Genomic DNA, 25578 nt, shown 5'->3' with positions numbered 1-25578 from the left:
GAAGGTAATCTTGCCCCAGACCGTAAACTGGTCCTGCCAGTCGGGATCGCCCGGATGACCCGTCCAGTCGGGCTCGGCGACATCGCGCTGGAGGGTGAAGCGATTGTTGAGATCGCCTGCGCCAATCATCAGAGCTGCATCCTGCGATAGGGTGCAATCAGGGCTTCAACGGCGAAGGGCAAGGAAGCCATGCCTGCTGAACTGGTCGCCTCGCGGTTTTGATACCAGTGGCCAACCAGAAGCAGGATCGCGACTTTGAGGGGATCGGGAACCGTGCTGGCTGCCGGCGGGCCGGGATTGGTCGGGTATCCTGCCTTGAAGGTAATGGCGATGGCGCGGCTTTCATGAAGATTGGTCGGAAAGATATAATCGGCATCAAAGCGGATGATGGCATTGCCCGCTTCATCGGTGCGCAGATCATAACTCCCAGATGGCACCGTGCTGAGCTGACCGGCAGGATCGCGCCAAGTGATCGATTGGACGGCAATCACCGGTCCGAGCGGAATGATCATCTCGCGCGCAAAGCGGTCATGATCCTGTCGCCAGATTTGTTCAACCAGACAGCGGCCCAATATGCCGGTCCAGCCGTCAAGATGTTCCGTCGCTGCCCGGATCAGGCTTTCGATCAGCGTGTCCTCATCATTGTGATCGACACGCAGATGCAGTTTTGCCTCGGCCAGCGTGACGGGCTGGATCGCTGGCGATGTGATCAGAACGGGACGGTGCATATCATCTTCGCAAAACTCTGGTGAAGGGACAGCCGATTAACCGTCCCTTCTGTCACCCATGGCTATCCGGCGACTGGCGCGTCGTGAGGATGACCAAGCGCAAAGACCGCGCTGGCAGCGATCGATGTGCCAGAGGTCTTGGTGATGACCGCGCGGATGTAGCGCTTGTTGCCCTTGTAGCCTTGGGCATAGACCGTGTCGGCATCGAGTGCCGCTGGCAGGATCCCAAGCAGGTCAGCGGCGTCTACATCGGCAAAGTCGCCATCCGTGGTCGTGTCGCTTTCCTGGATGGCGATGACGAAAAGGCCATCGCCAGCAATCGCGCCGGTATTGATGATCAGGGTTGCGGAATTAAAGCCTTGCAGATCGGCATGGCTGCCCTTGGTGGTGGCGGTGACCACAGCAGGTACCAGAGACGCGACGAGACCGAGGCCGGAGATACCGTCCTTCATGACAAAGTCCTTTCGATGAATGGGATTGGTGAAAAGATAGGCGGCCATCCTTCGCCCCTTCGACGAGCTCAGGGCTCAGGATGATGGCCGCCCGTCATGATGCTCAGGTGCTGATCTTCAGCAGCTTCATGGCTTCGAAGTTGACGATACCGCCGCCAACACGCTTGGTCGTGTAGAACAAGACATTCGGCTTCGAGGTGAACGGATCACGCAGGACGCGAATGCCGATGCGATCGACGATCAGGTACGATCGCCCAAAATCACCAAACGCAACCGGGAACTCGCCGGCAGCAACGGCCGGCATGTTGTCATCGGTGTAAACCGGCTTGCCAAGAATGGTGGCAACTTCTGCAGCACCCGAAGGTGGTGCCCAGATGTACGCGCCTTCGGCATCCTTGAACTTGCGCACCGTGTTCATGGTCGCATCCGACATCAACCACGATGCCCCATTCCGGTAGCCGGATTTGAGAGCATAGTAGAGGTCAATCAGTGCATCGGCCGGGCTGACAGACGTGGTCGCTGCCAGGAAGCCATCAGCCTTGCCGGAAGCAATGAAGCCAAGCTTGCCCCATGCATAGGAGGCGTTCGCCACCTTGTCATAGGCAAGAATGCCACGCGGCTTGTTGATGCCATCGCCATTTGCAAAGGCTGCCCCTTCCTGCTCGGCAAACTCGATCGACACCTCATCGGCCAGCCAGGCGGCAAGATCGATGCGGGCATCATCGAGCGAGGTTTGTGTGGCACCAGGCATGGCGTAGATCTCGCCGGTATTGATGGCGATCTCACGCAGCGTCGGCGTGGCAGTGCCCGGACGATCCTGTTCCTCGCCAACCCAGCCGGACGTTGCCCCACCCATATTGACCAGTTTCTTGTAAGTATTGGTCGAGATCGAGATGGTGCGGGCAAGCGAACGGATCGTCGACACCGTGCTGAGAACGCGGTCGATACCGGCTTCGGTTTCTTCCGGGACGAGATAGCCGCCATCGGGATCGGACTGGGTCGTCAGCTTGGCCTTGACCTCAAGATCCCGCAGGCCGGCATCGACACCGCGGCGGAAGAAGCGGTCGAAGGCTTGGGCGTGTTCGGCCTTGTCGGGGTCCTGATCATTCCCAACACCGCCAACCCTGATTGCAGCCATTGCCGCATTTACGGCGTCGATGTCCTTGGTCAGCTTGGTAATCTCGGCATTGATGCGATCGACTTTTTCGGTCTGCACCACATCGGTCATGCCGGCCTTGATGTCGGCCAGTTCTTTGTCGCGCTCAAGCTTGAAGTCCTCGAAGGTCTTTTGCAACTCGGCGAGGATTTTGGTGGCATTGCCGGAATCTGCGCGCACGCCAGCAATCCCGCGTGCAGGCGGGGTGAGTTCGATACCCATAATCGGGATCTCCTATGATTTGATTGTGTTGATCAGCCGCTGCATTGCAGCGATGTCGAAGCCAGCGTCGTGCATGGCAGGTTCGGCAGCGTTGTGCGTGCCGGCAATCTGGTTGAACATCTTGCGCCGCTCTGTGCGCGAGATGCCCTGTTGTGCAAGTGCGGCATCGATGCGGCGCTTGGCGAGGATTTCAGGTCGGACCTGCGCGCACGCATTGGTCTCTATGTGGTTTTCGGCATCGTCGACAGCGTCGGCAAAGCCGTATTCAATCGCCTGCGCCGGATTCATGAATGTCTCTGCATCCATGAGCTGTTCAATGTCAGCACGCTTCATGCCGGTGCGAGCTTCATAGATATCCGCTATTGCGGCATCGAACTGGTCAAACAGATGGGCGGCTTCCCGCATGTCGTGGCGATTGCCGATCACCATGCCCCAGGCATTGTGGACCATCATGAAGGAGCCAGTCCCCATGCGGATTTCATCGCCGGCAATGGCAATGATCGAGGCAGCAGAGGCCGCCCAGCCCAAAACATCGACAGTGACTTTTGCCGGGTGCGACCGCAGGAGATTGTATATCGCAATCCCCTCGAACATGTCGCCACCCGGCGAATTGATCCGGACGGTAATGTCCTGACTGCCGATCGAGCGCAGTGCAGCCGAGATGCGGCTTGCCGTGACGCCGGTGCCAGTCCAGAAATCCTCACCAATGATGTCGAGGATGGAAATGGTGGAGTCGGCATCCGCACCTGGCACAGCGGCAACCGGCGTTTGCGCCCATTTGGCCAGCACATCGCTCGGTGCATCCCACTGATAGTTTTGCGGGCGCTTGAACGTGCGTGCCTCGGGCAGCTGGCGCAGGCTCATGGCTTGTTCTCCATCAACAGCAGCAGGAACCAGCCAAGAACGAAGCCGCTCATGAAAATGCCAAAGTCAAAGGCGGGGCTGACAAAAGCAAGAGCCACCACCGCAATGGTGATCATGGCTGATGTCAGCTTCAGCGTATTCAAAAGAGTCATCGAGTATGGTCCTCATCATTGGGGTCAATGTCACCATCGCTGCCACCATCATTTTCATGGCGATGACGATCCTCATCCGCTGGCGCGCCAGCCGTGTTGGGCGGCGGATAGAAAACATCGCCGCCGTCGCGGGGGTTTTCGTCCTCGAGGGCGCGGATTTCGTTCGGGCTCCACACGCCCCATTGCAGGCCTTTGACGTAAGCCTCCCAGCGAGCCTTGATGTCGCCCTTGACGAGGGCCGCCCGGTTGAAGCGGGCATAAAGCTTGTCATCCGCACCAATCAGGTCGCGGTTGATGGCCTCTTCCCACATGGTCAGATGGTCTTCGAGCGTATAGGCAACAAAGCCGATCGATTGCTGCTCGATACCGGTGCCCCAGCTGGTGGATTTTTCGGTGTCGCCGATCATGTGCGGCGGTACACCGAAGAACATGGCGATATCCGAACGGCTGAATTTTCGACTTTCAATCCACTGCGCATCCTCGGCCGTCATGGCGATGCGGGCATAATCCATGCCTTCTTCGAGGATCAGGTTCTTGCCTTCCTGATCGCCACCAGAGCGGAACTCCTCCAACCCCGCTTTCAGATTGGCGACAGCCTCGGGCCCGAGTTTGTTGGGATGTTTTAAGACGCCGCTGACACGCGCACCGTTGCGGAAGGTCGAAGCGCCGTGATCTTCCATGGCCAGCGACAGGCCGATGGTCTCGCGCGCATAGGTGATTGGCGAAACACCATGGACACCATCCAGCGTCAGCCCGACGAGATGGAACATCTCTGCCTGTGCCAACTGGATCCTGCGGCCGTCCTGACGTGTATAATGATATTCCAGAGCAAGATCGTCGCGCTGCTTTACCTCAACCCGATCGGGATGGAGCGGAATCAGCTCCTGCACATTGCCGCGTGAGCGCACAATCATCGCATAGGCATTGCCGCGCAAAAGCAGATGCGCCTGCAGCATGCGACGGAACTGGGATGGCGTTTGCCAGCGATTGGGCCGACGGCGCAGCACCGTCCAGATCGGTGTATCGGACGCATCTTCACGGGTGCGATCATCGACCCGGCGCTTGATATGCAAGGGCAAGGTGGCAACGGCACCGGCAATGATGCGCACCGAGGCATAGACCGCAGCCACCCGCATTGCTGCCTCTGGCGTCACCCGGGCGCCGGATGCCGTCAGCGCGCCCGAACGCAGCGCCTCTTCCAGCTGTTCGCTCGTCGTGATGACAAGACCACCGCCTGCATCCTGGAACGAGGCGCGTGGCGATGCAGCCGGTGGTTTTTTGCCACCGAACCAGTTTGACCAGAATGCCATTGGGTTCTTTCGTAAGCTGCGCTGCTCAGATTACAGCATCAGGATGCCGCGGTTTGCATGCAGAGAGTGAGCGATCGCGCAACTTGTTGCGATTAGATGCACCGGCTACGATCACAAGAATTTCTCAACTGGGGGACACAATGTACACGCATATACTTATTTCGACCGATGGATCTGAACTCGCGCAGAATGGTGTCGATCATGGACTTTCGCTGGCCAAGGCACTTGGCAGCAAGGTGACAATTGTCACCGTCACAGAGCCTTTCTCAGGTTCAGGCACCATCGGCTACACTGGATGGTCCACGCTTGGAGTGGAGATGGAAAAGTTTGAGGCCCGTAGCGAGAAGGAAGCGCAGGCTATTCTTTCTCCGGTAAAGGAAGCGGCGGATAAAATGGGGCTCACAGCCGAAACAATCCATGCCACGAATCCTTTTCCTGCGGCGGCAATTGTCGAGACGGCCAAAGAGCAAGACTGTAATCTGATTGTCATGGCGTCCCACGGTCGGCGCGGAATTAGAAGAGCGCTGTTGGGCAGTCAGGCGGCTGAAGTTGTTTCCACTTCGAATATCCCGGTTCTGGTGATCCGTTAGTCGGAACCGCCTCTACAGCATCAGGATGCCGCGGTTTTCATAGACCGATCGGCCGGCATTGACGTCACGGACAAGCGCGCGGCCGAGCGCGTTGCAGATGGCGACAATGCCGTCGATGCGTTCTTTCGAGCGTTCCTTGTCCGGCTTGATGTTGCCGGCCGGATCATGACGAACGGCAACGTTGGAGGCGTTCCAGCGCAATACCGGATGACCACCATGCCAAAGCGATCGCGATACCGACAGCCGCTCCAGTTCTGCCGTCGGTGCTGCCATGCTGAGAAACCCTTGCCCAAACTGGACAAGGTTCAAGCCTTCATCCTGCAGATGCTGGACGATCTCACCGGCAAAGGTGCGATCATAGGAAAGCTCCCGCATGTCAAAGCGGGATGCCAACTCGATGATTTCCTTTTCCACGAATGCAAAGTCGGTGGCGCTGCCCGGTGTCGCAGTCAGAAACCCTTGATCGCGCCAGACATCATAGGGAACACGGTCGCGGCGCACGCGGCGCAAAATGTCATCTTCCGGAATGAAAAAACGACAGATGACAATCCAGTTGTTCGCGAGTGGTCCGAGCTCGTCATTGAGCGTCGGTGGAAACACCAGCACAAAGGCGGAAAGGTCATTGACCCGGGCAAGGTCAAGCCCGCCATAGCATTCGCGACCAAGCAGTTTCTGTTCGAGTTCCTCCAGCTCATGCTTGACGATGCGCCAATCGGTAGAAGCTGGCAGGCCGCCTTCTTCCCAAACTGACATGTCGAGCCAGCGGGTGACCTGCTCGGTCCATTCGTTCAGCCGCAGCCGCCGGATGGCGTTCTGCTGCGCCGGCATTTCCTTGGCCTCATCGATCTGGCGTTTGAGATCATCAACCTTGACCGTGACCCCAAGGCTCGGATTGGCTTTCACCCAGACTTCCGGGTCGGTCCAGTCGTCGCCCTCATCGATGGTGGCGATATAGCCAAACCAGCTGTCCGACGATTCCGTTGGCACCGTGCCTTCCAGCGCCTTGACCGAGAACTCGTGATGCTGGCGACAGACCGAATGGCGATCATAGCCGGCCGTGGTGATTTCGAAGATCAGCGGCTGACGTCGCGCGCCGGTCGCCGTGTTCAGCTTCTGGATGATCTCGGGTCCTGGATGTTCATGCACCTCGTCGACGGCGGCAAAGTGGATGTTCAAACCATCCATCTTGGTGGCATCGGCCGACAGTGGCCGGAACCAGGACGAGGTCGGCAGCACGGCGAGATTGTTCACCGTCCTGGTGATCCTTGCCTGCAGGGCGCTGCTTGCCGCCACCATGCGCTCGGCCTCGCCAAAGACGATACGCGCCTGATCGCGCGTCGTCGCCGCTGAATAGACATGCGCGCCGGGTTCGCCATCGGCAATGAGCGCATAAAGTGCCGTACCTGCCAAAAGCACCGATTTGCCGTTCTTGCGCGCTACCTCGACATAGGCGGTGCGGAAACGGCGCAGGCTGTCCTGGCCAGTGCGAGGCTTACGCTTCCAGCCATAGAGCGAACCGACGACGAACTGCTGCCACGGCTGCAGCGCAAACGGCTCGCCCGCCCACTCACCGGTCGAATGGCGAAGATGACCGAAGAAGTCGATCGCATGCCGCGCCGCAGCACCATCCCAGACCAGGGCGCGCTTGCTACCGGACTTGAGGTCCGCCAGATGGCGCTCGCAGGCGAGCCTCACCAGGCGACCGGCAACGACCTTGTCGCTGATAACAGCGCGCGCATAGGCCGTGACCGGACAGGATGGCAATTTCCTGGCCGAACCAGACTTACGCTTTTCTGCCACGGGTCAAAAAGTCCTCGAATGGATCACTGGTCTCGACAGGCTCCGCTGTGCGAATGCGCGAGCGGCTCGACGGGGTCAGTCCGAACTCGCTCTCGATCTGCGCCATTTGTGCCAGGCATTTGTTGGCGACGGCCAGGAACGGGTTCTGGATGATGTTGTCGTTTGACGTCTTCACCACCGGCCCGCGGCGCTTCACTTCCTGTTCTGCCTCGAGCCAGCGCCGCCAGATGACGACATAGCGGGCGAGCGCGCCGGTATCGAGCTCGGTCATCACGCCGTGGCGGGCGAGCAGTTCTGCCATTTCGGTGAACTTGGCGCGGGCCTCGCCATCAAGGTGTTCTGGCGGCTCCGGTGTTGCTACCACCGGCTTCGGCTCGGCCTTGTTCAGACGATGCGGCCTGGCGGTGCCCTTGACCAGTTTCAGATGCGTCGGCAGCGGCTTGCGGCCGGCCATGTCAGATCTCCTGTAAGAGTACCGGGTAATTTCAGCCCGTTGAACGATTGGTAAAAGTAAAAAGTTGACACCACCACCAATAGCCCCTACTGATGGCCATCGATATTTTCTTGCTGAGCTTTGCTTATTGCGCGTCTGGCACCGCGCCTTGAACGAACCCTCCCTTTAAAAAATCGTTATCGTCATCCGCAACGCTTCAGCGTTTCGGTCCTCTATGCTGCTATGAAAGGGTTCATCATGACCACTGGCACAGTTAAATGGTTCAATTCCACAAAAGGCTTCGGCTTCATTCAGCCTGACAACGGCGGCGCTGACGCCTTCGTTCACATCTCTGCCGTCGAGCGCGCCGGAATGCGCGAAATCGTCGAAGGCCAGAAGATTGCCTACGACATGGAGCGCGACAGCAAGTCGGGCAAAATGTCGGCTTGCAACCTGCAAGCTGCCTAATCGGTATCTGCTTTCCTTTGACCACGGATGTACTGGCACTGCGAAGGCATAATACCAATCAAGGTCAGGCAGTTTGCCTGGCCTTTTTTTATGGCTGCTCACCGAAGCTGGCCTCTGGAAGACACCACCGACAATGACATCAACACACAGCAGGTCTCGCCAAACGGCCGAGACCGCCTTCGCTAAAATTCAAGCACCCATTCTTCTCCGGAAACCCGTGGACCAAAAATGCGACCCGGTCGCTCAGGCCCGCCAGGAAAAGACACTCCGGCTACGCACCGCCCGTCTGGCCAAGGAAGCCGAGAATATCAGGGTCAAACCTGCCTCCATTTCCCTAAGCACCCAGAAAGCCTGACCAAAAGAGTTCGACATTGAAGCTATGTTCTGGCTTTTTTGCTCACCCGCAGGCCTTCAAACGTCCTGCGCAGACAGTAGCTGCGCGCAATCGACACCACGGTGAAGATCGCGCCCATGGCCATGTTCTCGGCCAGCGTGGTCGACAATCCGAACAGCGGAAACACCAGGATCTGCGTCACCACCGCGATGCCATAGCCGACGGCGACGTTGGTCAGCGATTCCACCAGCGACATGATGCGGGACTGTTTCATGCCGCATCAATCTTTTCGGCCACGCGCTCGGCGGCAATCTCGTCAAAGCTGCGGCCATCACCATCGAGCGTCGCTGCCTTGCCTGTGAATTCCTGCCAGCGCTTTACGACCACGTCGCAGAAGGCCTCCGACAGCTCTAGACCGTAGACTTCCCGGCCGGTCTTCTCGCCGGCAATCAGCTGCGATCCCGATCCGGAGAACGGCTCGAAGCAGATATCGCCGGGACGGGTGTGCAGCTGCATCGGCAGCGTGAACACGCGCACCGGCTTCGAGGTCGGATGCTCGCGCGTCTCGATCTCCGACGACGGGATGTTCCACACCGTCGTGGGCCAGCTTTCAAAACCTTCGCGGTTGATCCTCGGCTTCTTGCCGCGAACCCAGCCGAACAGGCAGGGTTCGTGCGCCCACAGCATCACCGAGCGGGTTAGAACGGGGCGGGACTTGGCCCAGATGATCTGCTGGTGATGCAGTACATCGAACTGGTCCCAGACGGTTTCCAGCATGCGCTGGCGGCGTGAGGCGTGCCAGCAGTACCAGGCGACATCCTCGGCAATGGCATGCTCGATCGCAGTCTTGCAGAACGCCTCGTAGAACTGCGGGCCTTGCGAGGAATCATCCCAGTGCTTCTGCTCGACATAATCCTCTGACCAATCCTTGTTGGCGATCTTCTTCGCCCGGGCCGAAGCCGACTTCTTCGTCGGATGGTTGGTGCCGTCATAGTCGACCAGGTACGGCGGGTCGGTGGCAAACAGCGCCGCCCGCTCGCCAGCCATCAGGCGGGTGACGTCTTCGGGCGATGTACTGTCACCGCACAACAGCCGGTGCTCGCCCAGCAGCCAGAGATCGCCGCGTCGGGTGACCGGCGTCGCCGGCACGTCCGGGATCGCGTCGTCCTCGGTCAGGCCGTCCTGTTCGTCGCGGTTGCCGTAAAGCAGGTTCTGCAACTCATCATCACCGAAGCCGGTCAGGCCGAGATCAAAGCCGGCCTCCTGCAGGTCGGAAAGCTCGAGAGCCAACAGATCCTCATCCCATCCGGCATTCATCGCGATGCGGTTATCTGCCAGGACGAGTGCCTGTCGCTGGGTTTCTGAAAGACCGGTCAGGACGATGGCTGGCACGGTTTCCATGCCGAGCTTGCGTGCTGCGAGCACGCGACCGTGACCCGCGATCAACGTACCGTCTTCGGCAATCAGCACCGGATTGGTGAAGCCGAATTCGCGGATCGAACCGGCAATGTCGGCGACCTGTGCCTCCGAATGGGTGCGCGCATTGCGGGCATAGGGCACAAGGCTTTCCAGCGACCGGTATTCGACCGCAAGCTGGCGATCGCCAAGTGCGGCGTCGATAGCGCCAAGATCAGCCATTTCCATTTTCCGTGTCTAATAAAATCAATATCTTAGCCATGCACCCCCCCATCGCCATTTTGGCCACGGATGCGTTCTTGGTGGCGCGCGGTCCTGGGGTCGACCTCTCCAGAGATTTGACCTCCCCCGGGGGGCCTATCAGCAGCGCCGGGCATTGCCGAAGCCGCCATCCGCCGCAGCCGTCTTCCTGCCGTGGCACGATGCGCACAGCGCCTGCCAGCGGCTGCGATCCCAGAACACCGTTTCGTTGCCATCGTGCGGATCGACGTGGTCGACGACGCTGGCCGGTCGGATCAGATCATGGCGCTCGCATTCCACGCACAGCGGATGATCGTGCAGGAATGATGCGCGTTCTGTTCGCCAGCGCTTCGAGCGGTAGAGCGCACGTGCCACCGGATTGCGCCTGCTTGCGTAATCACGATCGCGCTCGCGCTTCTCGCGCCGGCCAACCGGGCGATGGATCGGAGGGCGGACGGGCATGATGCTGGTCTCGATGATGGTGACGATGGCAATGGCGACGACACCGGAAACGACAACGCCCGCGATGGATAGTCTCCGTCGCGGGCGCGCTACTCTCCCGAGCATAGTCGAAACTATAGCTGATTTGCCCTCGTTTGTTGCATGGAAAAGTGTTGCAACACATTGGAGTCACTGCGCATTCAACCGCGCCGCGATCTTTGTGAGCGCGAGCTGCCAGCGTCGCCACGCCGTGGTTCGATCGCAGCCATGCTCATGGCTGATGAGTTTCCAGGGCACGCGGGCAGCGCGTTTCCAGACGAGTTTACGCTCGTCCTCTTCGATCCAGAGCACCCAATCAAAAGTCCGCTCGAGCCGGGTGATCGCCGCGGCCGAGGGCCACACCCGCATCGGCTCGGGTTCCATGAACGCAATCTCGCGCCTCGACCGCACGATCTCGGGCCAGGTGTTGAAATACCCCTGCGCCTTGACCGACGGCAGCTTACGCAGGGTACGAAACGCCTCCTCGAAATGATCGGCGACGCACTCGGCAGTCCATTCGCGCTCAGCCATGGCGCGCCTCCCTGTCGGAAGGACGTGGTCCGTAGAGCTTCTCGCCGAGCTGTCGGACCAGTTCACGCTCGGGCCAAGTGAGACGGTCGTCATCGGCGGAGACCGCGAGGACGCCCTGTTCCTGCCAGCCCTCGCGCTTGACCTGTTCGGGATCCCGGCGCCTGCCGCCGTAACCGTGAGGATGCCATCTCATGCGACACCCCCATTCGTCTCGATCGCCCAGAGCAGGATCGCGATGGCGTCGGCCTCGTTGTCGTCGGCCGGGCTGAAGCCCCGGGCGCGGACGGCGGCGACCATCGCGGCCTTGTTGGCGTTGCCCTTGCCCGCGGCGTGGCGCTTGATCGTGCCGACCGGAACACCCTCGTAGGGCACGCCCCGAAGCTCAGCCCATGATGTGAGCGTGGCCATGAGCCCGCCGTAGATGTGGCTCGCATCGGTGCCCGCATGGCGACGGACTTCCTCGAACCAGATAGCGGCGACGGGCCCGGACAGCCGGTCGATCTCGGTCAGCCAGTTGGTGAAGCGAAGATAGCGCATGCCGCCGCCGTCGAAGCGGCCGGGGCGTAGCGAGACGGTGCCGCTGGTGATCAGGCCGTCATGGCCGCGGATCGCCCAGCCGGTCGAGGTGCCGAGGTCGAGCGCGAGGATGCAGCGGTTGCGGGGGGCGTCGAGCGGAAGCGATTCAAACCTTGCGCCGTCGCAATTCGGGATCAGAGTCGGCTGAGCCATGATGGGTCTCCTTTGCCGGTGGCCTGTGGTGGTGGAAGACGACTGCGGTCTGGTGCTTGGCGGTACGGGGCCGCCGTCGTCGGATCGGAAAGCACAAGGGAGCGTCACGGCGGCGCGCGTGGCTGGCCCGGACGTATGGGAGGAGTGGCCAACCCTGTGGGGTGGCCCTCCCATACGTAGTATGGGGGTTTGACACCTAACTGTTCCGGGGAGGACAAGTGGCTGAAATCATTGTGGAATAAGACTTCATGAAGTCTTCGGGCATGAGTTAGGGACCTAACTCTTATTTGCCCGTAACCCATTGATTTCGTTGATTGCACAGTTGCCGCTGTCATATGAGTTAGGCCTCACTCATATGAGTTAGGTCGTCTTCGAGCCCCTCCGGGTAGACCCAGACGGCGGGATTTTCGACCTGTAAGCAGAGCCCGGACTGAGCGCATTTGAAGTGGCTGGGCAGGACCGGTTGGGCGGTTGTGGTGACCACGCCGGTGTCGGGATCGACATGCTCGATGGGGGCACCGAAGGTCATGCCCTCGACGCAGAGATAGCCGAACCGCGACCGGGTGACGGGGAAGCCGAACCCCGAGGGGTCGCGCAGGAACTTCACGAAGCCCTTGGTTGCCAGCACGCTGAGGCGCTCGCGGATCGTGTGCTTGCTGCCCAGCCCGCCGCGGTTCTCGAAGGTCTCCGCGAACTGCATTGCGGTGTAGAGGCGCTCGCTCGCCGCCTCATCCAGCAGCATGCCGAGGATGACATCGTGCTTGCGCAGCCGCTCGGCATCGAGTTTGGCGCCGACCTCCTTGCGCACCAGGCGCTCGTTCATCGGGTTCAGCTCGACCCATTCGCCCTTCACCTTGTCGATCAGCTTGCCCGGCAGCGCGGGGCCGTTCCGAAGCTCGATCTCCAGCCTGCGGACGGTGCTGTCCTCGTCGGGCCGGTGCATGAGCAGCCCCGAGGTGTAGAAGCCGCGCAACGCGCTGGCGCCGGAGAGGGCGAGGAAGGGATCGTCCTTGACCTGATGCTTGGTGGCCTTGCGGGTGTGGTGGGCGAGGATGACGCCCGCGTCCGGATTGACCGCCTCGCGCAGGAGCTCGACCCGGTCCTTCAGGAAGAACATCATGGCGGTGTTGTCGTTCTCGCCGCCACCCTCAGGTCCGCCGTCGAAGAGATTGCGGATGGGGTCGATGACGATGATGTCGGGTGGCGCGTCGGGGAATGCGGTCCGGATGGCCTCGGCCACACGGGCGACGCCCTCCGCGTCGAGCAGCAGCTTCAGCTTCGGCGTGGCGATGAAGGTGTCGCGCGCGGCGGCGATCACGGCGGCGGGCAGCGCGATCTGCTGCATGCGCTCGCGCAGGTAGTGATACTGGATCTCGGCCTGCAGGTAGAACACGCGCAGCGGCCGGGGCGGCGTGAAGCCGAGGAACGGCACGCCAGCGGCCATGTGCACGAGCCATGAGATCAGGAAGTCGCTCTTGCCGACCTTGGGCGCACCGCCGAGCACCAGGAGCCCGCCCGGGGTCAGCAAGCGGGGTCCGATGATGTCCTCCGGCATCGGACTGGTGTCGTCGAGCAGCGCGCCGAGGCTGAAGGTTGGCAGTGGGCTGGCCGGGGCATCGACGTGGGCCGCGCGCAGGAGCGGCGGGCCGTTGCGCTTCACATGCAGATCCCAGAGCCGTTCGGACTCGGCCATCAGCCGGTCGAGCGGCCAGGACGGGCGCAACATGGCGGCGTTGTAGCCGCAGATCGCCTCCCAGCCCGCGAAGGGATCAAGGCGGCCCTCGTGGACGAGGCGTACGTAATGGCCGATGGCGGCGCTGGCCCCCTGGAAGCGGGACCAGTCGTCCACCGCGCCTTCGCGCACCGGCGTGGTGAGCACCGCGTCGATGCCGGGCTTCGCGGTCGGCACGGCAACGTCGCTAGCGAAGCCCACGCCGGGCAGCGGCGGCATGTCCGCGATGCGCTCGGCGAAGTCCGCAAGGTCCACCTCGACCGCACGATGCTCCCGGATCTGGACGAGGCGTTGATGGCCGTGCTTGTGGTAGACGGTGCCGGGCACCCGGATCGGCTGGTGCGCCGAGCGGAAATGCGTGTCGCCGCCGACCTTCACGGCGATCTCGCCGCGCAGCCGGCAGAGGGTGGCCAAGTCCTCGCCCTCGGCCGGTTCGGTCAGTTTCCACCAGACATGAAGCTTCGCCGCCCCTTCGGGCGTGCGCCCGCCGCTTTCGATGATCAATGTGGGCGTGCCGAGATGGCGGGTGACATGGTCGAGCTTGGCCGGGATGTCGCCCGCGTCGAGATCGACGACGATGGCCTGCATCTGCAGCACGTCGGCGGCACGAGCCTGACCCTGCTCGGCGACGGTGCCGGGGATGACATAGACGGCCGCGCCCTCACGGTTCGCCCATGCGGCGAAAGTCGCGAGCTTCTCGGGCGCGGTATCGTCGGCCGGGATCCAGATGTTGTGCGGCTTGCCGTCCCGGCCCTGACCTTTGTCGACGAAGCCGCGGAGCGGGATCAGCCCCTCGCACCAGCTGAACACGGTGTCGAGAAAGACGGCGATCTGCTGGGGGTCGGGGTCGCAGCCGAAGGGGTTCTCGGACGGTGGCCCGTCGTTGAAGTCCATCCACGGGTTGAAGTGCAGGATGCCGTCGTCGCTCATGCCGGCAGCCCCCAGCAGCGCTCGGACCACGGGCAGAAGCGGCACTCGAAGAAGTCGGGCGTGGTCGCGACGCGCGGCAGAAGCTCGCCCGCATCGGTCGCCTGCAGGATCCGCACGCCCCGGTCGGACATGCGCTGCGCGAGATCAGCATCGAACGCGACCTGCTCATGGTGCAGTTCGGCCGTGTCCTTGTTGATCGCGGTGAAGAGCGCGGGCGCGGCCGAGATGCCGGGGACCGTCCCTTCCATGTAGGCTTGGTAGACCGCGATCTGGGCGGCGTAGACCGGCTTCGATTTGGTCACGCCGTCCTTGACGCAGGCGCGCCAGTTCTTCGCGTTCATCGTCTTGCATTCCCAGAGGGCCGGAACGGCAAGCCCGAAACCCTCGGGCCCGGCGGCGACGATCCCGTCGACATGACCGCGGATGCGCCCGCCCGCGACGGAGAAGCCGAACTGGCCGCCATCTGGCCGGTTGCCCTTGCGCGTGTAGAGGTCGAAGCCCGCGCCGCGCAGCCAGGCGACGGCCAGATCCTCGAGCGCATGGCCAATCGCGAAGATGCGCAGCGACTGGCCGCTGAAGTCCTGGCCCTCATCCTTCGGCGTCGCCGTGAACTCGAACTGCAGGGCACGCTCGCATGAATGGCCGAGGCGCGAGCCGCCCAGATAGTCGCGGGGCGGCCGCATGGCCTGATCGGCGGTGAGCGTCCGGTCGACGGCAGTGTTGACCCGGTCGGCGAAGCTGGGGCGATGATTGTAATCGAGGGTCAAAACGGCACCTCCGGCGTCTGCGCCCGGGCGATGTCGGACATGGCCTCGCGGAAGCCCTCGACGGCTTCCTCGATCAGCGCGCGCACCTGCGCCTCGGTCAGTTCGCCGAGCGGGGTGGCCCAGCCGATCTCGTCCATCAGCAGCGCCACGCGCTTCATGGTGGCGGTGATCGCGGCGCGCTCTTCCTCGGTCAGGTCAACCATGGCGGAACGCCTCCGCGCCAAGCGCGTCCAGAAGGACTGGCAGGGCATCGAGCAGAACCAGACCGATGGTCGGGGCCGCTTCGACCGGTGCGGATCGAACCAGCCAAAACCACGGGTGGGTTGCCAGCAGACAGCACAAAGCGTCCCACGTGGATGCCAGAGTCGCCGCCGGTCCTCGGCCGTGATGGGGGCTGAGGGTGCCATGGGTCATGCCGCCCTCCGTTCGAGCCGGGCGGCCGCGTCGATCAACTGGCGGATGGCCTGCTTGTTGAAGCCGAAGGTCATCAGCGCGGAGGCGCGGTAGCGCGTCAGGCCGAAGTCATGGCGGCATTCGGGTGGCAGGTACTGGAGCTGCTTCTCGGTCGGCGGCTGGCGCAGCCAGGATCGGGTCTTGAAGGCGCTTTCGTCGGTCTCGTGGGTGTTCAGCCAGTCGTCGGCCTGCGCGAGGCAGACCGTGCGCTCGCCGACGCCGAGCAGATGCGGGCGTTCGCCTTTGGCCCCGCCGATGGCGTACCAGACCGCGTCCAGCCAGAAGATGCCGCCCCAGGCCGCGAAGCCCGTGGCCATCAGCGCGTCGTCCGTGCCGTAGAGGTCGACCCACGCGAAGCTGGACCGCTTCAACAGGTCGATCTCGGTCATCATGAAGCCCGAGAGCGGCGCAGCATCCCCGCCTTCGCCCGCATCCAGATCCTCGCGGGGGAACGCCTCACCGCAGAGCGGGCATTCGGTGGCGGCCAGCGGGATCTCCGCCTCGCAGGCCGGACAGGTCTTCGTCGGCGCCTCGCCGGTCTCGGTCTTGCCGTCGAGATCGACATCCTGTTCCAGCGTGCCATGAATCAGGCTCGAGGTGCCGAAATCCAGCACGATGCAGTCGGTCTTGACGATTCCGGGATGTTCCTCGGGGTCGACGGTGCGCAGGCCGCGCCCGACCATCTGGATCATCGTGGACTTGTAGGAGCTGGGCCGCAGCAACACGACGCAGGAGGTGGGCGGGTGGTCCCAGCCCTCGGTCAGCACTGCCACGTTGACGACGACGCGGATGTCGCCCGCCGCGTAATCGGCGAGGATCACCTTGCGGGTCTCGGCCGCCAGATCGCCGTGGATCAGCGCGGCGGAAACGCCAGCTGCCCTGAACGCGTCGGTGACATGCTCGGCGTGCGCGACGGTGGAGCAGAACACCACGGTCTGCCGGTCGCCTGCCTTCTCCTTCCAGTGCCGGATCACCTCGTCGGTTACGGGCGCGCGGTCCATGATGCCCGCCACCTCCGCCATGTCGAAATCCGACATGGTCTTGCGGACGGATCGCAACTCGTCCTGCACGCCCACGTCGATGACGAAGGTGCGCGGCGGGACGAGGTGGCCCGAGGCGATCAACTCGCCCAGCCGCACCTGGTCGGCGACATTGTCGAAGACCTCGCGCAAACCCTTCCTGTCGCCCCGGTTCGGCGTCGCCGTGACCCCGAAGACCCGGGCATCGGGATTGGCTTCGCGCACCCGGTCGATGATGCAGCGGTAGCTGTCGGCCACCGCATGGTGCGCCTCGTCGACGACCAGCAGGTCGAGGCGCGGCATGTCGGCAAGGTTCGAGGCCCGCGCCAGCGTCGGCACCATGGCGAAGGCGACCTGGCCGCTCCAGGATTTCTCCGTGGCATCGATAACCGAGGTGGCGACGCCCGGCACCACGCGCTGGAACTTGGCGCGGTTCTGCGCGGTCAGTTCGTCTCGGTGCGCCAGCACGCAGGCCTTGGCCCCGTTGCCGATCATCTCGCCGGTGACCGCCGACAGCATGATGGTCTTGCCCGCGCCGGTAGGCGCCACACCCAGCGTGTTGCCGCGGGAGGCGAGCGCGGCCACGCTGCGCTCGACGAAGGTCTTCTGGCGGGGGCGCAAGCGCATGACCGTCCCCCTTACTGCGCCCAGCTCGGCCGGCCGGCGACGCCGGGGGCGGAAGCGGGCTGGCCGGACTGGGACGCCACGGTGGACTGCTGCGGAGCGTGGCCCTGCGCCGGGGCGGCGGCGGACTGCGGCACGACCGCGCCCATCAATGCGGCATAGTCGCGGTGATCGGGCGTGACCGCGGCGCGGATCTCGTTCTTGTCCTCGCCGTTGGTGTCCTGACCGATGTCGATGCGGGCGATGAACTCGATCCCGTCGAGGTCACCGAAGCCGCTGATGCGGCGGCGCAGCTGCGCCTCGGGCGAGTTGTCCTTGTCAGACACGCCGTGCGCCGAGTTGAGGATGCCGCGGATCAGCCCGCGACCCATGTTGGCCCATTCCGGGCCCTTCGGGCTGTAGAGGCCGATCAGCGACCAGATCTTGCGCTTGGCATAGAGCCCTTCGAGCACCGTGTATTCGGCGTCGAGATAGACGGCGCCGGTGGCGGCGCGGCGTGCCCAGCCGCCGGTCCAGCCCTGCGACGGATCATCGAAGCCGCCGGGGCGGAGCGTCAGGCGCACCTTTGCGAGCGTGCCCTTGGGGATGACGTTGGTGTTCGATTGCGCGGAGTTGAAGTCGTTCCAGATGCCGGACATTGCGCGGCTCCTTTCAGTTGGAGGGTGGGACGCGCAGCGGCGTCAAAGGAGAAAAGCCATCGCGGCGGCCGGATCGGGACACCGGGCATGGCGAGACGCGATCAGCCATTGTCCGGCTCCGCTGCGGCGGCGGGTTCGGCCGGGATCACCGGCGGCCAGGACAGGCGCTCGGACGCAGGCGCCGCGGGGCGCTGGATCTTCTCCATCAGCCGGCCGAGATGCGGAGCCTCGACCATGTCGAGACGGCCGGAGCGGTCCTTGGCCGGATAGCCCGAGGGGTTCAGCGTCTGGCAGACGAAGGCGCGCTGCGGCTGGCCGCCGGGGTCCGGGATGTCGGCCATGGTGATGACCTGATCGACGATCCCCGGCAGCTCGAGCCCGGTCTTCGAGCCGTCGATCTGCGGCTGGAAGACCTTGCGGTTGAAGTCGTCGAGCTTCTCGTCGAGGATCCCGACGAACCAGACATGCTTGCCGCGCGTGTGCTGCAAGTGGGTCAGCCAGGCGATCATCTCGCGGCCGTGGAGCCCGTAGGCGCCCCGGATATCCGGCTTGCCGGTCTTGTCCGACGTAGCCTCGGGCTGGCCCCGGCACCACTGGAAGCAGAGCCGGCCAGCCACGGTGATCGAGTCGATGAAGATGGTCTCGTACTTCCCGATCACCGCCGGATCGCCGTAGCGGCCGCAGACCTCGTCGAAATGCGCCTGGCTATAGGGCTGGTCCTCGCGCAGCGCCGGGTTCGGCCCGCCGATGAACACCGCGAAATCACGGCACTCCTTCCATGTGCGGGGCCGGAGCGTGTCGATCTCCAGCCCCTCGACTGCCAGATCCCCGGCCTCGAGATCGATGAAGAGCGTGGTCGTGGCGTTCAGCGTCCAGAGCAGGCTGGTCTTGCCGATGCCCGACCGGCCGAAGATGACGCCCTTGATGCCCTTGCGCTGCGCGAGGCGCTCGTCGGCGCTGATGATCGGGAGGGTCATCACTTGCTCTCCTTCTTCAGCACCGCCACGGCGGCACGGTCGGTGCCGACGCATCCCGCCTCGCGGGCGAGCTTGTAGAGACGCTGGAGCGCGGAGGAGCGGGCATAGGCAGCCGAGCTTTCCTGCTCCGCCGCGACGATCGCGAAGGCGATGTCGTCGATGGTCGCATCCATCACGGCCAGCGGTTCACGCGGCGGCTCGCCCGGATGCTGCGGAAAGGTGATGGTTTCCGGAAGGTCCTCGAGGGCGTAGTGCGCTTTGCGAAGACGGGTGATGTCGTCCGGTTGGTCCGGCATGGCTTTTCTCCGTAAGATGAGGTGATCGAGGATGCCCATCAGGCGGCCTCGCAGGCGTCGGGCGCGGGCTCGCTGACGTAGATCGCCAGCAGCGGCGTCCCGTCGGCGTGGGTGCCGGCGTCCTCAATCTGATAGTTGCGGTTGGGCTCGCAGACCTCGGTCAGTTCCCAGCGCCGGTAGAGCCCCGGGAGCCGCCTGAAATCCTCGAGCGACAGATCGGCAGTGCGGTTCATGCGTGTCTGCTTTCGGTTGGAGGGAAGGCGCTCGGGGCGCTCAATCAAGAAAAGCCACCGGCGGGGCCGGATCGGGACATCGGCTCAGGGGATTTCCTGGAGAGCGCCCTTCAGCTTGCGCATGGCGCGCTGGTACCGCTTGCGGGCGGCGGCCTCGGTCAGGCCCAGTTCGGCTCCCGCCTCGACTTGCGAGAAGCCCTCGATCGCCACGCGGATCACCAGCAGGGCGTCATCGCAGAGCAGCTTCCGCACGGCGCCGTTCAGCCGTGCATACCCGGCCGCGCCGATCCCGCTGTCACCGCTGTCCGCCACCTCGTCGGGATCGGCGCCACTGGCGAGATATTCGCGTGCCTGGTCGCGCTGGCGCGCGCGGATCATGTCGCGCTCGACGTTCCGCAACACCGTGGCCGCGATCCAGTTGACGCGCCCAAGGTCGAGGCGGCGGACAGCCTCGGTGGTGCGCGCCAGAACATCGGACGCGACCTCGTCGGCGGTGCCGATCTTGCGCCAGATCGACCGGCGCCGGATGGCGTCGAGGCCGGGCCAAAGCGCCAGCAAAAGCATAGTGAGGGCGCAGTCGGACGCGGAGCCGTTGCCCTGCGCCGCCTCGACCAAGGCCGAGAGGATCAGGTTCTTGTCTTCAGGATTGCCCAAGCTGCGATGCAGCCCGTCCAGCAGGGCGGCCGGATCCCGGAACGGTGCGAGGGGGGCCTGCGCACACCGGATGGCATCGAAACCGCGCTGGAAGCTGAGGGTGGAAGATGAATGCATGAGGTGATCACGGATCTCGTGCCACGCGGAGGACATCGAACGCCTGCCTTGCGGCCAGGCGTCCGGCGCCTTCTCGTGGCCAGGTCAGGACGTCGCGCGTCTCTGCGATTTCAGGGGGTTGGGTGGATGAGCGCGTCAGCGTGCAGGGGCGGTCGCGTGGTTCAGCGTGCCGCAGCCGCGGCAGGTGGCCTGCACCGGGAAGCCCACGAGATACTCGTGCCCCCGCGCGAAGCGCAGGTGCATGCGGCCGTCCCGGCAGACGCCGAGCAGCTTGTCACAGCGCGTGCAGCGCCATTCCGAGTTGGAGGTGGTGGGCTTGGTCATCGCGGCGCCGGACCAGTTCGTCGTGGCTGCCTGGCGCGAGGGGAAGGGAGTCGGCATCGAAAAGCTCCTCTAACGTTGGAGCATTCCTATTGGCCGACAGAATCGGAGCCCGTCAGTCCCCCCAATCGGAGCCGAACCGGAGCCAGCCCTCAGCTTGCGATTTCCCAAGGCCCTTTGGAGCTATGACTTCTCAGGAATTCGGCCTTGAGCTTGTCCCACAGCGGCTTTTTAAAGATATTCGATAGAGATTGACCCTCGGCGATGCCCTTGACGAGATCTCCCGTCATCATGGGCATCGGGCCATTATTGTGAGCGTCAACTAACCGCTGAATAATGTCGATGCGGTTTTTACCCTTGATGTCGATGGTTCCTCTCCCGGGAACGACGAGGGTGGCGAACTCATCTCCGCTACGGTGTAGTCCGACGGTCATGCCCCCACTGGCCAACAGCCGGTGGCGCCGAAATACTGACCGGAGCTTATCTGCGACCAGCGTAATTTCGGCCTTATTGGTGTCGATCTGATCGGCAAGCGGCGTCAGAACGTTGGCGGCGATAGAATGCCCCAGAGCGTTTCCGGCATGCAGGACCAGTCCGATACCAAGGTTATGGCGCGCGCGTAGCTCCGTATCGACGGCCGACCGGACCTTCTCCCGGTCGAGACCGCGTGCAAGGTAGATCGGAACATCCCCGCCATCGACACCGAGCGTCCCAAGATAGAAAAGGTGGTCAGTCAGCTTCTCGACCGCAGGCGCATCGAGCACTTGTTCGAGGCGTGCCTTCAGGTGTTGCGCGACCCAGCCGTCGCGCACCCGATAGATCCTGTAGCGATCCGGGTTGCCGCCGGGCGTCACCTGTCCCTCGGTAACCTTCAGGTCGGCCACCTTACGATCGCCTTCCTCCGCATCTCCCTTTTCGACCCGGACAACCACTTCCGCCGCGACCGGGCCGATTTCGTCCTCATCGTCGATCAGGTCATCGCCTTCCCAGCCGGCGGGCACAAGAAAGCCCAGATCGATTAGGATCCTTGAGTCTATGTTACGAGCCTGCAGCCAGGTACCCGCGACCTTATCGGCCCCGATGTCCCAAATGGCCAACAGAGCGGGTATGACCGCCATGCTCTCAGCAACGCTTGGCGCCCGACCTTCTCGCATGATGTTCCAGTGTCGAAGCAGGCGATGCCCGAGGACGCGTTCGAACGGATCATCGAGGCTGAGCAGGCTGCTGGTGTTACGGTCGGTTAGTGTGAAATTGAGGGTTTCCTCATTTTCCCGATCGGTTCGCCAATAGCGAACCGCGATTTCAATGAAACGAATCGCCAATGCACGTTCGAAAATCCTGGATAAGCCGGGTTGGCTCTCTATTAGCTCAGAGATATTGTGGCCAATGGTGGTGGAAAGCGAAAGCCGATTGGTAAGGTCGCCGATACTAATGTCAGCGCGGATGACCTGTGCGTTTAGGATTACCGCGTCTTCATCGAAATCTGGTAGCGCAAGATCAAATCCCTTCAGGAACTGTGAAATATCGTAGGCCTGAAAATCGACAGGCTGACTGGAGTATGTCTGCTGCAGTGCCGTTTCGATAAATCGCTCGGCAATGATGTGGCGCAATCTTCTGTTGCGTGCGCGAACATGCACCCGTCCCGTTGACGGTGTGAAGACGATCATCGCTTCCCCGGGCGGACGAAAGTAGATTCTTGACCGATTGCCCTGATCGTCAATCTCCCGAACGCTTGTCGGCGGATCAGGATGAAACAGCAGATACATTTCGGCTGCAGGTTCGTCACCATCCTCGGGAATGTCGAACCTTTCGATGCTGTACCCCTCGCCACGGTCAAGCCGTTTGCCCAGATCGGCAAGTAGCTCGTCAAGTAATGTGCCGCTAGCATCCGGACCGCCGCCAGTTGACGGCTCCGCCATGAATGTCTGATAATGCTTGTCAAATCGCCGGTATAGACGCAGATGGAGACTGTTCTCCGCAGCTTCGAAAAGCCCGTGCTCTCTGGTATATGCCCATAAACTACGCGCGAGGCTGTCGCGCTGCTCAAGAAGCATCCTTGCGCGATCATTTTCCAGACTTGTTCTTGCCAGACCCTCAAGTGCATATTCACCGCGGTCGCTGGCAATGGTTATGATGCGCGCTGCTTCGGTCTCAAGCGGGACCAGCCGATCCTTCTTTTCCTTGAGCAGCATGGTGCGGGCAGTTGACGGACCTTCTGGGTCGTCTGCACCGAAGCGATAATTTTCAAGCCAGGCCAACCTTTGGAACGCTTCTGCATGCAGGAATTGCGCTAGAAGTTCTGGCTCAGCATCTTCGAACAATCTCGACAGATTTGGGCAGCTTTTGGCCGGTGCGCGCACCATATTCCCCTCCCGAAAATACTTGCCTCGCAAAGTCTAAGGGCAAAATGTCCTGTTTGACCAGCGTGAGCGGCTTTTCTCCTGCAAAGGAGAGATACATGCGAAGCCCTAATCCCCTCCCGCCTGATCGTATGTCCACTGCAGAACGTCATGCCGAACTGTGCCAATTGCTGGCATGCGGCATCATTCGGCTGCGTCAGCGCGAACGCGCTCATCCTGTTGAAGATAGTGGAGAAAGTTGCCTTCACTTCACGCCCGACCGATGCCGTCATGCAACTCCAACTCACCGGAGAACCGCATGACGACTCACGATCCTATCCCCGCGCGCCTGGCGGCGCTGAAGACGGCCAAGACGCCGGAATTGAAAAAGCAGTGGCGCGAACTGTTCGACAGCGAGCCGCCAGCCTTCAATCGCCGCTACCTCGAAAGCCGCATCGCGTATCGCATCCAGGAACTCAGCCTTGGCGGACTGAAGCCCTCGACAATCGAGCGGCTTGAAGCTTTGGGTGAACAGCTTGACGGTGGCAACATGCTGGTGCGACGCAACCGTGCTGATGACCGACCGATCGTTGGAACCCGCTTGATCCGCGAATGGCAGGGTGTCGAGCACACCGTTACTGTGCTGGCCGATGGTTTTGAATGGCAGGGGCGCCCTTACAAAAGTCTGTCCTCGGTCGCCCGCGCCATCACCGGCACGCGCTGGAATGGCTGGATTTTCTTCGGCCTGAAAAACCACAGGAGCCGGACATGACGAAGCCTGCCGTTCGCAAGCTCCGCTGCGCCATCTACACCAGAAAATCCTCCGAGGAAGGGCTGGAGCAGGAGTTCAACAGCCTTGATGCGCAGCGCGAGGCCTGCGAGGCCTATATTGCCAGCCAGCGTTCCGAGGGCTGGGTGCTGGTGCGTGATCAGTATGATGACGGCGGCATCTCCGGCGGTACGCTGGAGCGGCCGGCGCTAAAACAGCTGCTGGCTGATATCGAGGACGGGCTGGTTGATGTGGTCGTCGTTTACAAGATCGACCGCCTGTCACGCTCCTTGATGGATTTTTCCAAGCTGGTCGAGGTGTTCGACAGAAATGGCGTCACCTTCGTCTCCGTCACCCAGTCGTTCAACACCACCACATCGATGGGCAGGCTGACGCTAAACATTCTGCTGTCCTTTGCCCAGTTTGAGCGGGAAGTCACGGCCGAGCGCATTCGTGACAAGTTTGCGGCCTCCCGCAAGAAGGGCATGTGGATGGGTGGTGTCGTTCCACTCGGCTACCGGGTGGAAAACCGCAAACTGGTAATCGATGAAACCGAGGCTGCCACGGTACGGATGATCTTCGAGCGATTTGTCAGCATCGGCTCGTCAACTGTGCTGGCAAAAGCTCTGGCTGCAGAAAATGTGCGTACCCGCCGGGGCAAACTGGTCGATAAGGGTGTTCTCTACAAGCTGCTCAAAAACCGGGTTTATATTGGCGAGGCCGTGCACAAGGGCGAAAGCTATCCCGGTGAGCACAAGGCGATCATTGATCGCACTTTGTGGGACAAGGTTCATGCCATTCTTCAGACAAGCCCACGCAAACGGGCCAGCAATACGCGGGCGCAGACGCCGGCCCTATTGAAAGGTCTGATTTTTGGTCCTGACGGCGCTGCATTCTCGCCGACCCACACAAAGAAGGGCGACAAGCTTTATCGCTATTATGTCAGCCAGTCGGTGCTGAAACGCGGGGCCGATGCCTGTCCGATTGCTCGTGTGCCGGCCGCAGAGGTAGAGAGCGCCGTCATTGATCAGCTGCGCGGGCTTCTGCGAGCACCGGAAATCATCATTGGCACATGGCGCGCAGCCCGGCCCGAAATCGCTGGCCTGCCGGAGGCCGACGTCCGCGATGCGCTGGAGCGGCTCGATCCGATCTGGGACGAACTGTTTCCGACCGAGCAGGCTCGCATCGTCCAGCTTCTGGTCGAGCGGGTTGATCTTGCCGCCGATGGCCTCGCCATCCGCCTGCGCACGCTAGGGTTGGCCGGCCTTGTTGCGGATCTTGGCACCATAGGGTCGGATCGGAAAAACTCTGACAACAGGAAGGCAGCATGAGTATGACAGCTTCCGTTACCAGCGATCACGACACCATCACCGTGCATGTGCCGCTCACGTTCAACAAGCGCGGTGGGCGCAAGCAGATCGTCCTGCCCGACGGCACATCGTCATGGGCGCTGCCACGTGCTCGTGTCGACAACACCATGGTGAAAGCCATCGCCCGTGGCTTCCGCTGGCGCAAGCTGCTGGAAACCGGCGTTCACACCACAGTTGAGGACATTGCCCGAGCCGAGACAATCAGCTCCTCCTATGTCAGCCGCGTCCTACGCCTGACCCTGCTGGCGCCTCCAATCGTCGAGGCGATCCTCGATGGCAGACAGGGGCGGGATATCACGCTGGCGACGCTGATGAAGCCGTTTCCACTGGAGTGGGAGAGGCAGTCGGCATCGCTTTGTATGCTGTAATTCCGGACGTTCTCAGCCAAACAGGTTTGGGACGTGCCCACCGTGACGTATCTGCTGCTGGCATGT

34 protein-coding genes are annotated in these 25578 nt (G+C 62.3%); 7 read left to right on the top strand and 27 right to left on the bottom strand.

Going from position 1 to position 25578, the window contains the following annotated elements:
* The 7 genes from ACFPLB_RS17675 to ACFPLB_RS05650 form a co-directional block, all read right to left on the bottom strand.
* Positions 1-129 (bottom strand): phage head completion protein (locus ACFPLB_RS17675; RefSeq protein ID WP_465251468.1); only part of this gene is annotated, 129 nt, incomplete at its 3' end.
* Positions 129-728 (bottom strand): head-tail connector protein, encoded by a 600-nt coding sequence (locus ACFPLB_RS05675; protein ID WP_378228370.1) that lies wholly within the window; start codon positions 726-728, stop codon positions 129-131. The genes ACFPLB_RS05675 and ACFPLB_RS17675, both read right to left, overlap by 1 nt.
* Before the next feature lie 62 nt (positions 729-790).
* Positions 791-1228 (bottom strand): hypothetical protein, encoded by a 438-nt coding sequence (locus ACFPLB_RS05670; RefSeq protein WP_378228369.1) that lies wholly within the window; start codon positions 1226-1228, stop codon positions 791-793.
* A gap of 55 nt (positions 1229-1283) precedes the next feature.
* Positions 1284-2558 (bottom strand): phage major capsid protein, encoded by a 1275-nt coding sequence (locus ACFPLB_RS05665; RefSeq protein ID WP_378228368.1) that lies wholly within the window; start codon positions 2556-2558, stop codon positions 1284-1286.
* A 12-nt stretch (positions 2559-2570) separates the two neighbouring features.
* A complete protein-coding gene (locus tag ACFPLB_RS05660; RefSeq protein WP_378228367.1) occupies positions 2571-3422 on the bottom strand; it encodes a head maturation protease, ClpP-related in 852 nt (283 codons plus the stop codon).
* Positions 3419-3574 (bottom strand): hypothetical protein, encoded by a 156-nt coding sequence (locus tag ACFPLB_RS05655; RefSeq protein ID WP_378228366.1) that lies wholly within the window; start codon positions 3572-3574, stop codon positions 3419-3421. Before ACFPLB_RS05655 ends, ACFPLB_RS05660 begins: the two co-directional genes overlap by 4 nt.
* The gene (locus tag ACFPLB_RS05650; RefSeq protein WP_378228365.1) at positions 3571-4884 is read right to left on the bottom strand and encodes a phage portal protein; all 1314 of its coding nucleotides are present in this window, start codon (positions 4882-4884) and stop codon (positions 3571-3573) included. Before ACFPLB_RS05650 ends, ACFPLB_RS05655 begins: the two co-directional genes overlap by 4 nt.
* A gap of 140 nt (positions 4885-5024) precedes the next feature.
* Between ACFPLB_RS05650 and ACFPLB_RS05645 the strand changes: the two genes are divergently transcribed.
* The gene (locus ACFPLB_RS05645) at positions 5025-5474 is read left to right on the top strand and encodes a universal stress protein (protein ID WP_378228364.1); all 450 of its coding nucleotides are present in this window, start codon (positions 5025-5027) and stop codon (positions 5472-5474) included.
* Between the two features lie 12 nt (positions 5475-5486).
* On the opposite strand, the gene ACFPLB_RS05640 is transcribed toward ACFPLB_RS05645, so the two are convergent.
* Complete coding sequence (locus ACFPLB_RS05640; protein ID WP_378228362.1) at positions 5487-7274, bottom strand: terminase large subunit; 1788 nt, start codon at positions 7272-7274, stop codon at positions 5487-5489.
* Positions 7258-7728 (bottom strand): phage terminase small subunit P27 family, encoded by a 471-nt coding sequence (locus tag ACFPLB_RS05635; protein WP_378228361.1) that lies wholly within the window; start codon positions 7726-7728, stop codon positions 7258-7260. Before ACFPLB_RS05635 ends, ACFPLB_RS05640 begins: the two co-directional genes overlap by 17 nt.
* Positions 7729-7965: 237 nt before the next feature.
* On the opposite strand from ACFPLB_RS05635, the gene ACFPLB_RS05630 reads away from it, so the two are divergent.
* Together ACFPLB_RS05630 and ACFPLB_RS05625 are read left to right on the top strand one after the other, a co-directional pair.
* Complete coding sequence (locus ACFPLB_RS05630; RefSeq protein WP_109988917.1) at positions 7966-8175, top strand: cold-shock protein; 210 nt, start codon at positions 7966-7968, stop codon at positions 8173-8175.
* Positions 8176-8392: 217 nt separating this feature from the next.
* Complete coding sequence (locus ACFPLB_RS05625; RefSeq protein ID WP_378228360.1) at positions 8393-8530, top strand: hypothetical protein; 138 nt, start codon at positions 8393-8395, stop codon at positions 8528-8530.
* A gap of 22 nt (positions 8531-8552) precedes the next feature.
* Here ACFPLB_RS05625 and ACFPLB_RS05620 read toward each other — a convergent pair whose 3' ends face one another.
* The 6 genes from ACFPLB_RS05620 to ACFPLB_RS05595 all read right to left on the bottom strand — a co-directional run bounded on the left by ACFPLB_RS05620 (position 8553) and on the right by ACFPLB_RS05595 (position 11905).
* Entirely contained in the window at positions 8553-8783 is a 231-nt protein-coding gene (locus ACFPLB_RS05620; RefSeq protein WP_378228359.1) for a DUF7220 family protein, read from the bottom strand.
* The gene (locus tag ACFPLB_RS05615; protein ID WP_378228357.1) at positions 8780-10147 is read right to left on the bottom strand and encodes a site-specific DNA-methyltransferase; all 1368 of its coding nucleotides are present in this window, start codon (positions 10145-10147) and stop codon (positions 8780-8782) included. Before ACFPLB_RS05615 ends, ACFPLB_RS05620 begins: the two co-directional genes overlap by 4 nt.
* 138 nt (positions 10148-10285) lie before the next feature.
* Positions 10286-10732, bottom strand: a complete 447-nt coding sequence (locus tag ACFPLB_RS05610; RefSeq protein WP_378228355.1) for an HNH endonuclease signature motif containing protein — start codon at positions 10730-10732, stop codon at positions 10286-10288.
* 63 nt (positions 10733-10795) lie between these two features.
* On the bottom strand, positions 10796-11176 hold the full coding sequence (locus ACFPLB_RS05605) for a DUF6362 family protein (RefSeq protein WP_068282971.1): 381 nt from the start codon (positions 11174-11176) through the stop codon (positions 10796-10798).
* A complete protein-coding gene (locus ACFPLB_RS05600; protein ID WP_028720215.1) occupies positions 11169-11369 on the bottom strand; it encodes a hypothetical protein in 201 nt (66 codons plus the stop codon). Before ACFPLB_RS05600 ends, ACFPLB_RS05605 begins: the two co-directional genes overlap by 8 nt.
* Positions 11366-11905, bottom strand: a complete 540-nt coding sequence (locus ACFPLB_RS05595; protein ID WP_378228353.1) for a hypothetical protein — start codon at positions 11903-11905, stop codon at positions 11366-11368. The genes ACFPLB_RS05600 and ACFPLB_RS05595 overlap by 4 nt, the downstream gene beginning before the upstream one ends.
* On the opposite strand from ACFPLB_RS05595, the gene ACFPLB_RS05590 reads away from it, so the two are divergent.
* Complete coding sequence (locus ACFPLB_RS05590) at positions 11904-12098, top strand: hypothetical protein (protein WP_378228352.1); 195 nt, start codon at positions 11904-11906, stop codon at positions 12096-12098. The two genes, ACFPLB_RS05595 and ACFPLB_RS05590, sit on opposite strands and share 2 nt — an antisense overlap.
* Before the next feature lie 147 nt (positions 12099-12245).
* Here the strand turns inward: ACFPLB_RS05590 and ACFPLB_RS05585 are convergent, their stop codons facing one another.
* The 12 genes from ACFPLB_RS05585 to ACFPLB_RS05530 all read right to left on the bottom strand — a co-directional run bounded on the left by ACFPLB_RS05585 (position 12246) and on the right by ACFPLB_RS05530 (position 23029).
* Entirely contained in the window at positions 12246-14567 is a 2322-nt protein-coding gene (locus ACFPLB_RS05585) for an AAA family ATPase (protein ID WP_378228351.1), read from the bottom strand.
* Positions 14564-15334 carry a hypothetical protein gene (locus ACFPLB_RS05580; RefSeq protein ID WP_378228350.1) on the bottom strand — a complete coding sequence of 257 codons (771 nt, stop codon included), beginning with the start codon at positions 15332-15334 and terminating at the stop codon, positions 14564-14566. Before ACFPLB_RS05580 ends, ACFPLB_RS05585 begins: the two co-directional genes overlap by 4 nt.
* A complete protein-coding gene (locus ACFPLB_RS05575; protein ID WP_062563779.1) occupies positions 15331-15537 on the bottom strand; it encodes a DUF6511 domain-containing protein in 207 nt (68 codons plus the stop codon). The genes ACFPLB_RS05580 and ACFPLB_RS05575 overlap by 4 nt, the downstream gene beginning before the upstream one ends.
* Positions 15530-15676 carry a hypothetical protein gene (locus ACFPLB_RS05570; protein WP_378228349.1) on the bottom strand — a complete coding sequence of 49 codons (147 nt, stop codon included), beginning with the start codon at positions 15674-15676 and terminating at the stop codon, positions 15530-15532. Before ACFPLB_RS05570 ends, ACFPLB_RS05575 begins: the two co-directional genes overlap by 8 nt.
* A 68-nt stretch (positions 15677-15744) precedes the next feature.
* A complete protein-coding gene (locus ACFPLB_RS05565; protein WP_378228348.1) occupies positions 15745-17433 on the bottom strand; it encodes a DEAD/DEAH box helicase in 1689 nt (562 codons plus the stop codon).
* Positions 17434-17444: 11 nt separating this feature from the next.
* Entirely contained in the window at positions 17445-18068 is a 624-nt protein-coding gene (locus ACFPLB_RS05560) for a hypothetical protein (protein ID WP_378228347.1), read from the bottom strand.
* Between the two features lie 101 nt (positions 18069-18169).
* On the bottom strand, positions 18170-19045 hold the full coding sequence (locus ACFPLB_RS05555) for an ATP-binding protein (RefSeq protein WP_378228346.1): 876 nt from the start codon (positions 19043-19045) through the stop codon (positions 18170-18172).
* Complete coding sequence (locus ACFPLB_RS05550; RefSeq protein ID WP_378228345.1) at positions 19045-19341, bottom strand: hypothetical protein; 297 nt, start codon at positions 19339-19341, stop codon at positions 19045-19047. The genes ACFPLB_RS05555 and ACFPLB_RS05550 overlap by 1 nt, the downstream gene beginning before the upstream one ends.
* 38 nt (positions 19342-19379) lie before the next feature.
* Entirely contained in the window at positions 19380-19574 is a 195-nt protein-coding gene (locus tag ACFPLB_RS05545) for a hypothetical protein (RefSeq protein WP_378228344.1), read from the bottom strand.
* 84 nt (positions 19575-19658) lie between these two features.
* A complete protein-coding gene (locus ACFPLB_RS05540) occupies positions 19659-20381 on the bottom strand; it encodes an RNA polymerase sigma factor (RefSeq protein WP_378228343.1) in 723 nt (240 codons plus the stop codon).
* Positions 20382-20480: 99 nt separating this feature from the next.
* Positions 20481-20726 (bottom strand): hypothetical protein, encoded by a 246-nt coding sequence (locus tag ACFPLB_RS05535; RefSeq protein WP_378228342.1) that lies wholly within the window; start codon positions 20724-20726, stop codon positions 20481-20483.
* A gap of 92 nt (positions 20727-20818) precedes the next feature.
* Positions 20819-23029 carry a hypothetical protein gene (locus ACFPLB_RS05530; protein WP_378228341.1) on the bottom strand — a complete coding sequence of 737 codons (2211 nt, stop codon included), beginning with the start codon at positions 23027-23029 and terminating at the stop codon, positions 20819-20821.
* A gap of 295 nt (positions 23030-23324) precedes the next feature.
* Between ACFPLB_RS05530 and ACFPLB_RS05525 the strand changes: the two genes are divergently transcribed.
* Genes ACFPLB_RS05525 through ACFPLB_RS05515 form a run of 3 tightly spaced genes read left to right on the top strand, consistent with a single transcriptional unit; the run spans position 23325 to position 25512 of the window.
* Positions 23325-23777, top strand: coding sequence for a DUF2924 domain-containing protein (locus ACFPLB_RS05525; protein WP_378228340.1), 453 nt, complete (start codon positions 23325-23327; stop codon positions 23775-23777).
* Positions 23774-25105, top strand: a complete 1332-nt coding sequence (locus ACFPLB_RS05520) for a recombinase family protein (protein ID WP_378228339.1) — start codon at positions 23774-23776, stop codon at positions 25103-25105. Before ACFPLB_RS05525 ends, ACFPLB_RS05520 begins: the two co-directional genes overlap by 4 nt.
* Complete coding sequence (locus ACFPLB_RS05515; RefSeq protein ID WP_378228338.1) at positions 25102-25512, top strand: hypothetical protein; 411 nt, start codon at positions 25102-25104, stop codon at positions 25510-25512. The genes ACFPLB_RS05520 and ACFPLB_RS05515 overlap by 4 nt, the downstream gene beginning before the upstream one ends.
* Positions 25513-25578: the final 66 nt, after the last annotated feature.

Origin of the sequence: Aquamicrobium segne (assembly GCF_042656785.1) — a bacterium.
Taxonomy (GTDB): Bacteria; Pseudomonadota; Alphaproteobacteria; order Rhizobiales; family Rhizobiaceae; genus Mesorhizobium; species Mesorhizobium segne.
The sequence above is the reverse complement of the archived record's forward strand: the minus strand, read 5'-3'. Positions and strand labels throughout refer to the sequence as shown.

Coding starts and splice junctions, on each gene's coding strand:
- ACFPLB_RS05675 (WP_378228370.1), bottom strand. CDS start 728: ATGCACCGTCCCGTTCTGATCACATCGCCAGCGATCCAGCCCGTCACG.
- ACFPLB_RS05670 (WP_378228369.1), bottom strand. CDS start 1,228: ATGGCCGCCTATCTTTTCACCAATCCCATTCATCGAAAGGACTTTGTC.
- ACFPLB_RS05665 (WP_378228368.1), bottom strand. CDS start 2,558: ATGGGTATCGAACTCACCCCGCCTGCACGCGGGATTGCTGGCGTGCGC.
- ACFPLB_RS05660 (WP_378228367.1), bottom strand. CDS start 3,422: ATGAGCCTGCGCCAGCTGCCCGAGGCACGCACGTTCAAGCGCCCGCAA.
- ACFPLB_RS05655 (WP_378228366.1), bottom strand. CDS start 3,574: ATGACTCTTTTGAATACGCTGAAGCTGACATCAGCCATGATCACCATT.
- ACFPLB_RS05650 (WP_378228365.1), bottom strand. CDS start 4,884: ATGGCATTCTGGTCAAACTGGTTCGGTGGCAAAAAACCACCGGCTGCA.
- ACFPLB_RS05645 (WP_378228364.1), top strand. CDS start 5,025: ATGTACACGCATATACTTATTTCGACCGATGGATCTGAACTCGCGCAG.
- ACFPLB_RS05635 (WP_378228361.1), bottom strand. CDS start 7,728: ATGGCCGGCCGCAAGCCGCTGCCGACGCATCTGAAACTGGTCAAGGGC.
- ACFPLB_RS05630 (WP_109988917.1), top strand. CDS start 7,966: ATGACCACTGGCACAGTTAAATGGTTCAATTCCACAAAAGGCTTCGGC.
- ACFPLB_RS05620 (WP_378228359.1), bottom strand. CDS start 8,783: ATGAAACAGTCCCGCATCATGTCGCTGGTGGAATCGCTGACCAACGTC.
- ACFPLB_RS05615 (WP_378228357.1), bottom strand. CDS start 10,147: ATGGCTGATCTTGGCGCTATCGACGCCGCACTTGGCGATCGCCAGCTT.
- ACFPLB_RS05610 (WP_378228355.1), bottom strand. CDS start 10,732: ATGCTCGGGAGAGTAGCGCGCCCGCGACGGAGACTATCCATCGCGGGC.
- ACFPLB_RS05605 (WP_068282971.1), bottom strand. CDS start 11,176: ATGGCTGAGCGCGAATGGACTGCCGAGTGCGTCGCCGATCATTTCGAG.
- ACFPLB_RS05600 (WP_028720215.1), bottom strand. CDS start 11,369: ATGAGATGGCATCCTCACGGTTACGGCGGCAGGCGCCGGGATCCCGAA.
- ACFPLB_RS05590 (WP_378228352.1), top strand. CDS start 11,904: ATGATGGGTCTCCTTTGCCGGTGGCCTGTGGTGGTGGAAGACGACTGC.
- ACFPLB_RS05595 (WP_378228353.1), bottom strand. CDS start 11,905: ATGGCTCAGCCGACTCTGATCCCGAATTGCGACGGCGCAAGGTTTGAA.
- ACFPLB_RS05585 (WP_378228351.1), bottom strand. CDS start 14,567: ATGAGCGACGACGGCATCCTGCACTTCAACCCGTGGATGGACTTCAAC.
- ACFPLB_RS05575 (WP_062563779.1), bottom strand. CDS start 15,537: ATGGTTGACCTGACCGAGGAAGAGCGCGCCGCGATCACCGCCACCATG.
- ACFPLB_RS05565 (WP_378228348.1), bottom strand. CDS start 17,433: ATGCGCTTGCGCCCCCGCCAGAAGACCTTCGTCGAGCGCAGCGTGGCC.
- ACFPLB_RS05560 (WP_378228347.1), bottom strand. CDS start 18,068: ATGTCCGGCATCTGGAACGACTTCAACTCCGCGCAATCGAACACCAAC.
- ACFPLB_RS05555 (WP_378228346.1), bottom strand. CDS start 19,045: ATGACCCTCCCGATCATCAGCGCCGACGAGCGCCTCGCGCAGCGCAAG.
- ACFPLB_RS05550 (WP_378228345.1), bottom strand. CDS start 19,341: ATGCCGGACCAACCGGACGACATCACCCGTCTTCGCAAAGCGCACTAC.
- ACFPLB_RS05545 (WP_378228344.1), bottom strand. CDS start 19,574: ATGAACCGCACTGCCGATCTGTCGCTCGAGGATTTCAGGCGGCTCCCG.
- ACFPLB_RS05540 (WP_378228343.1), bottom strand. CDS start 20,381: ATGTCCTCCGCGTGGCACGAGATCCGTGATCACCTCATGCATTCATCT.
- ACFPLB_RS05535 (WP_378228342.1), bottom strand. CDS start 20,726: ATGCCGACTCCCTTCCCCTCGCGCCAGGCAGCCACGACGAACTGGTCC.
- ACFPLB_RS05530 (WP_378228341.1), bottom strand. CDS start 23,029: ATGGTGCGCGCACCGGCCAAAAGCTGCCCAAATCTGTCGAGATTGTTC.
- ACFPLB_RS05525 (WP_378228340.1), top strand. CDS start 23,325: ATGACGACTCACGATCCTATCCCCGCGCGCCTGGCGGCGCTGAAGACG.
- ACFPLB_RS05520 (WP_378228339.1), top strand. CDS start 23,774: ATGACGAAGCCTGCCGTTCGCAAGCTCCGCTGCGCCATCTACACCAGA.
- ACFPLB_RS05515 (WP_378228338.1), top strand. CDS start 25,102: ATGAGTATGACAGCTTCCGTTACCAGCGATCACGACACCATCACCGTG.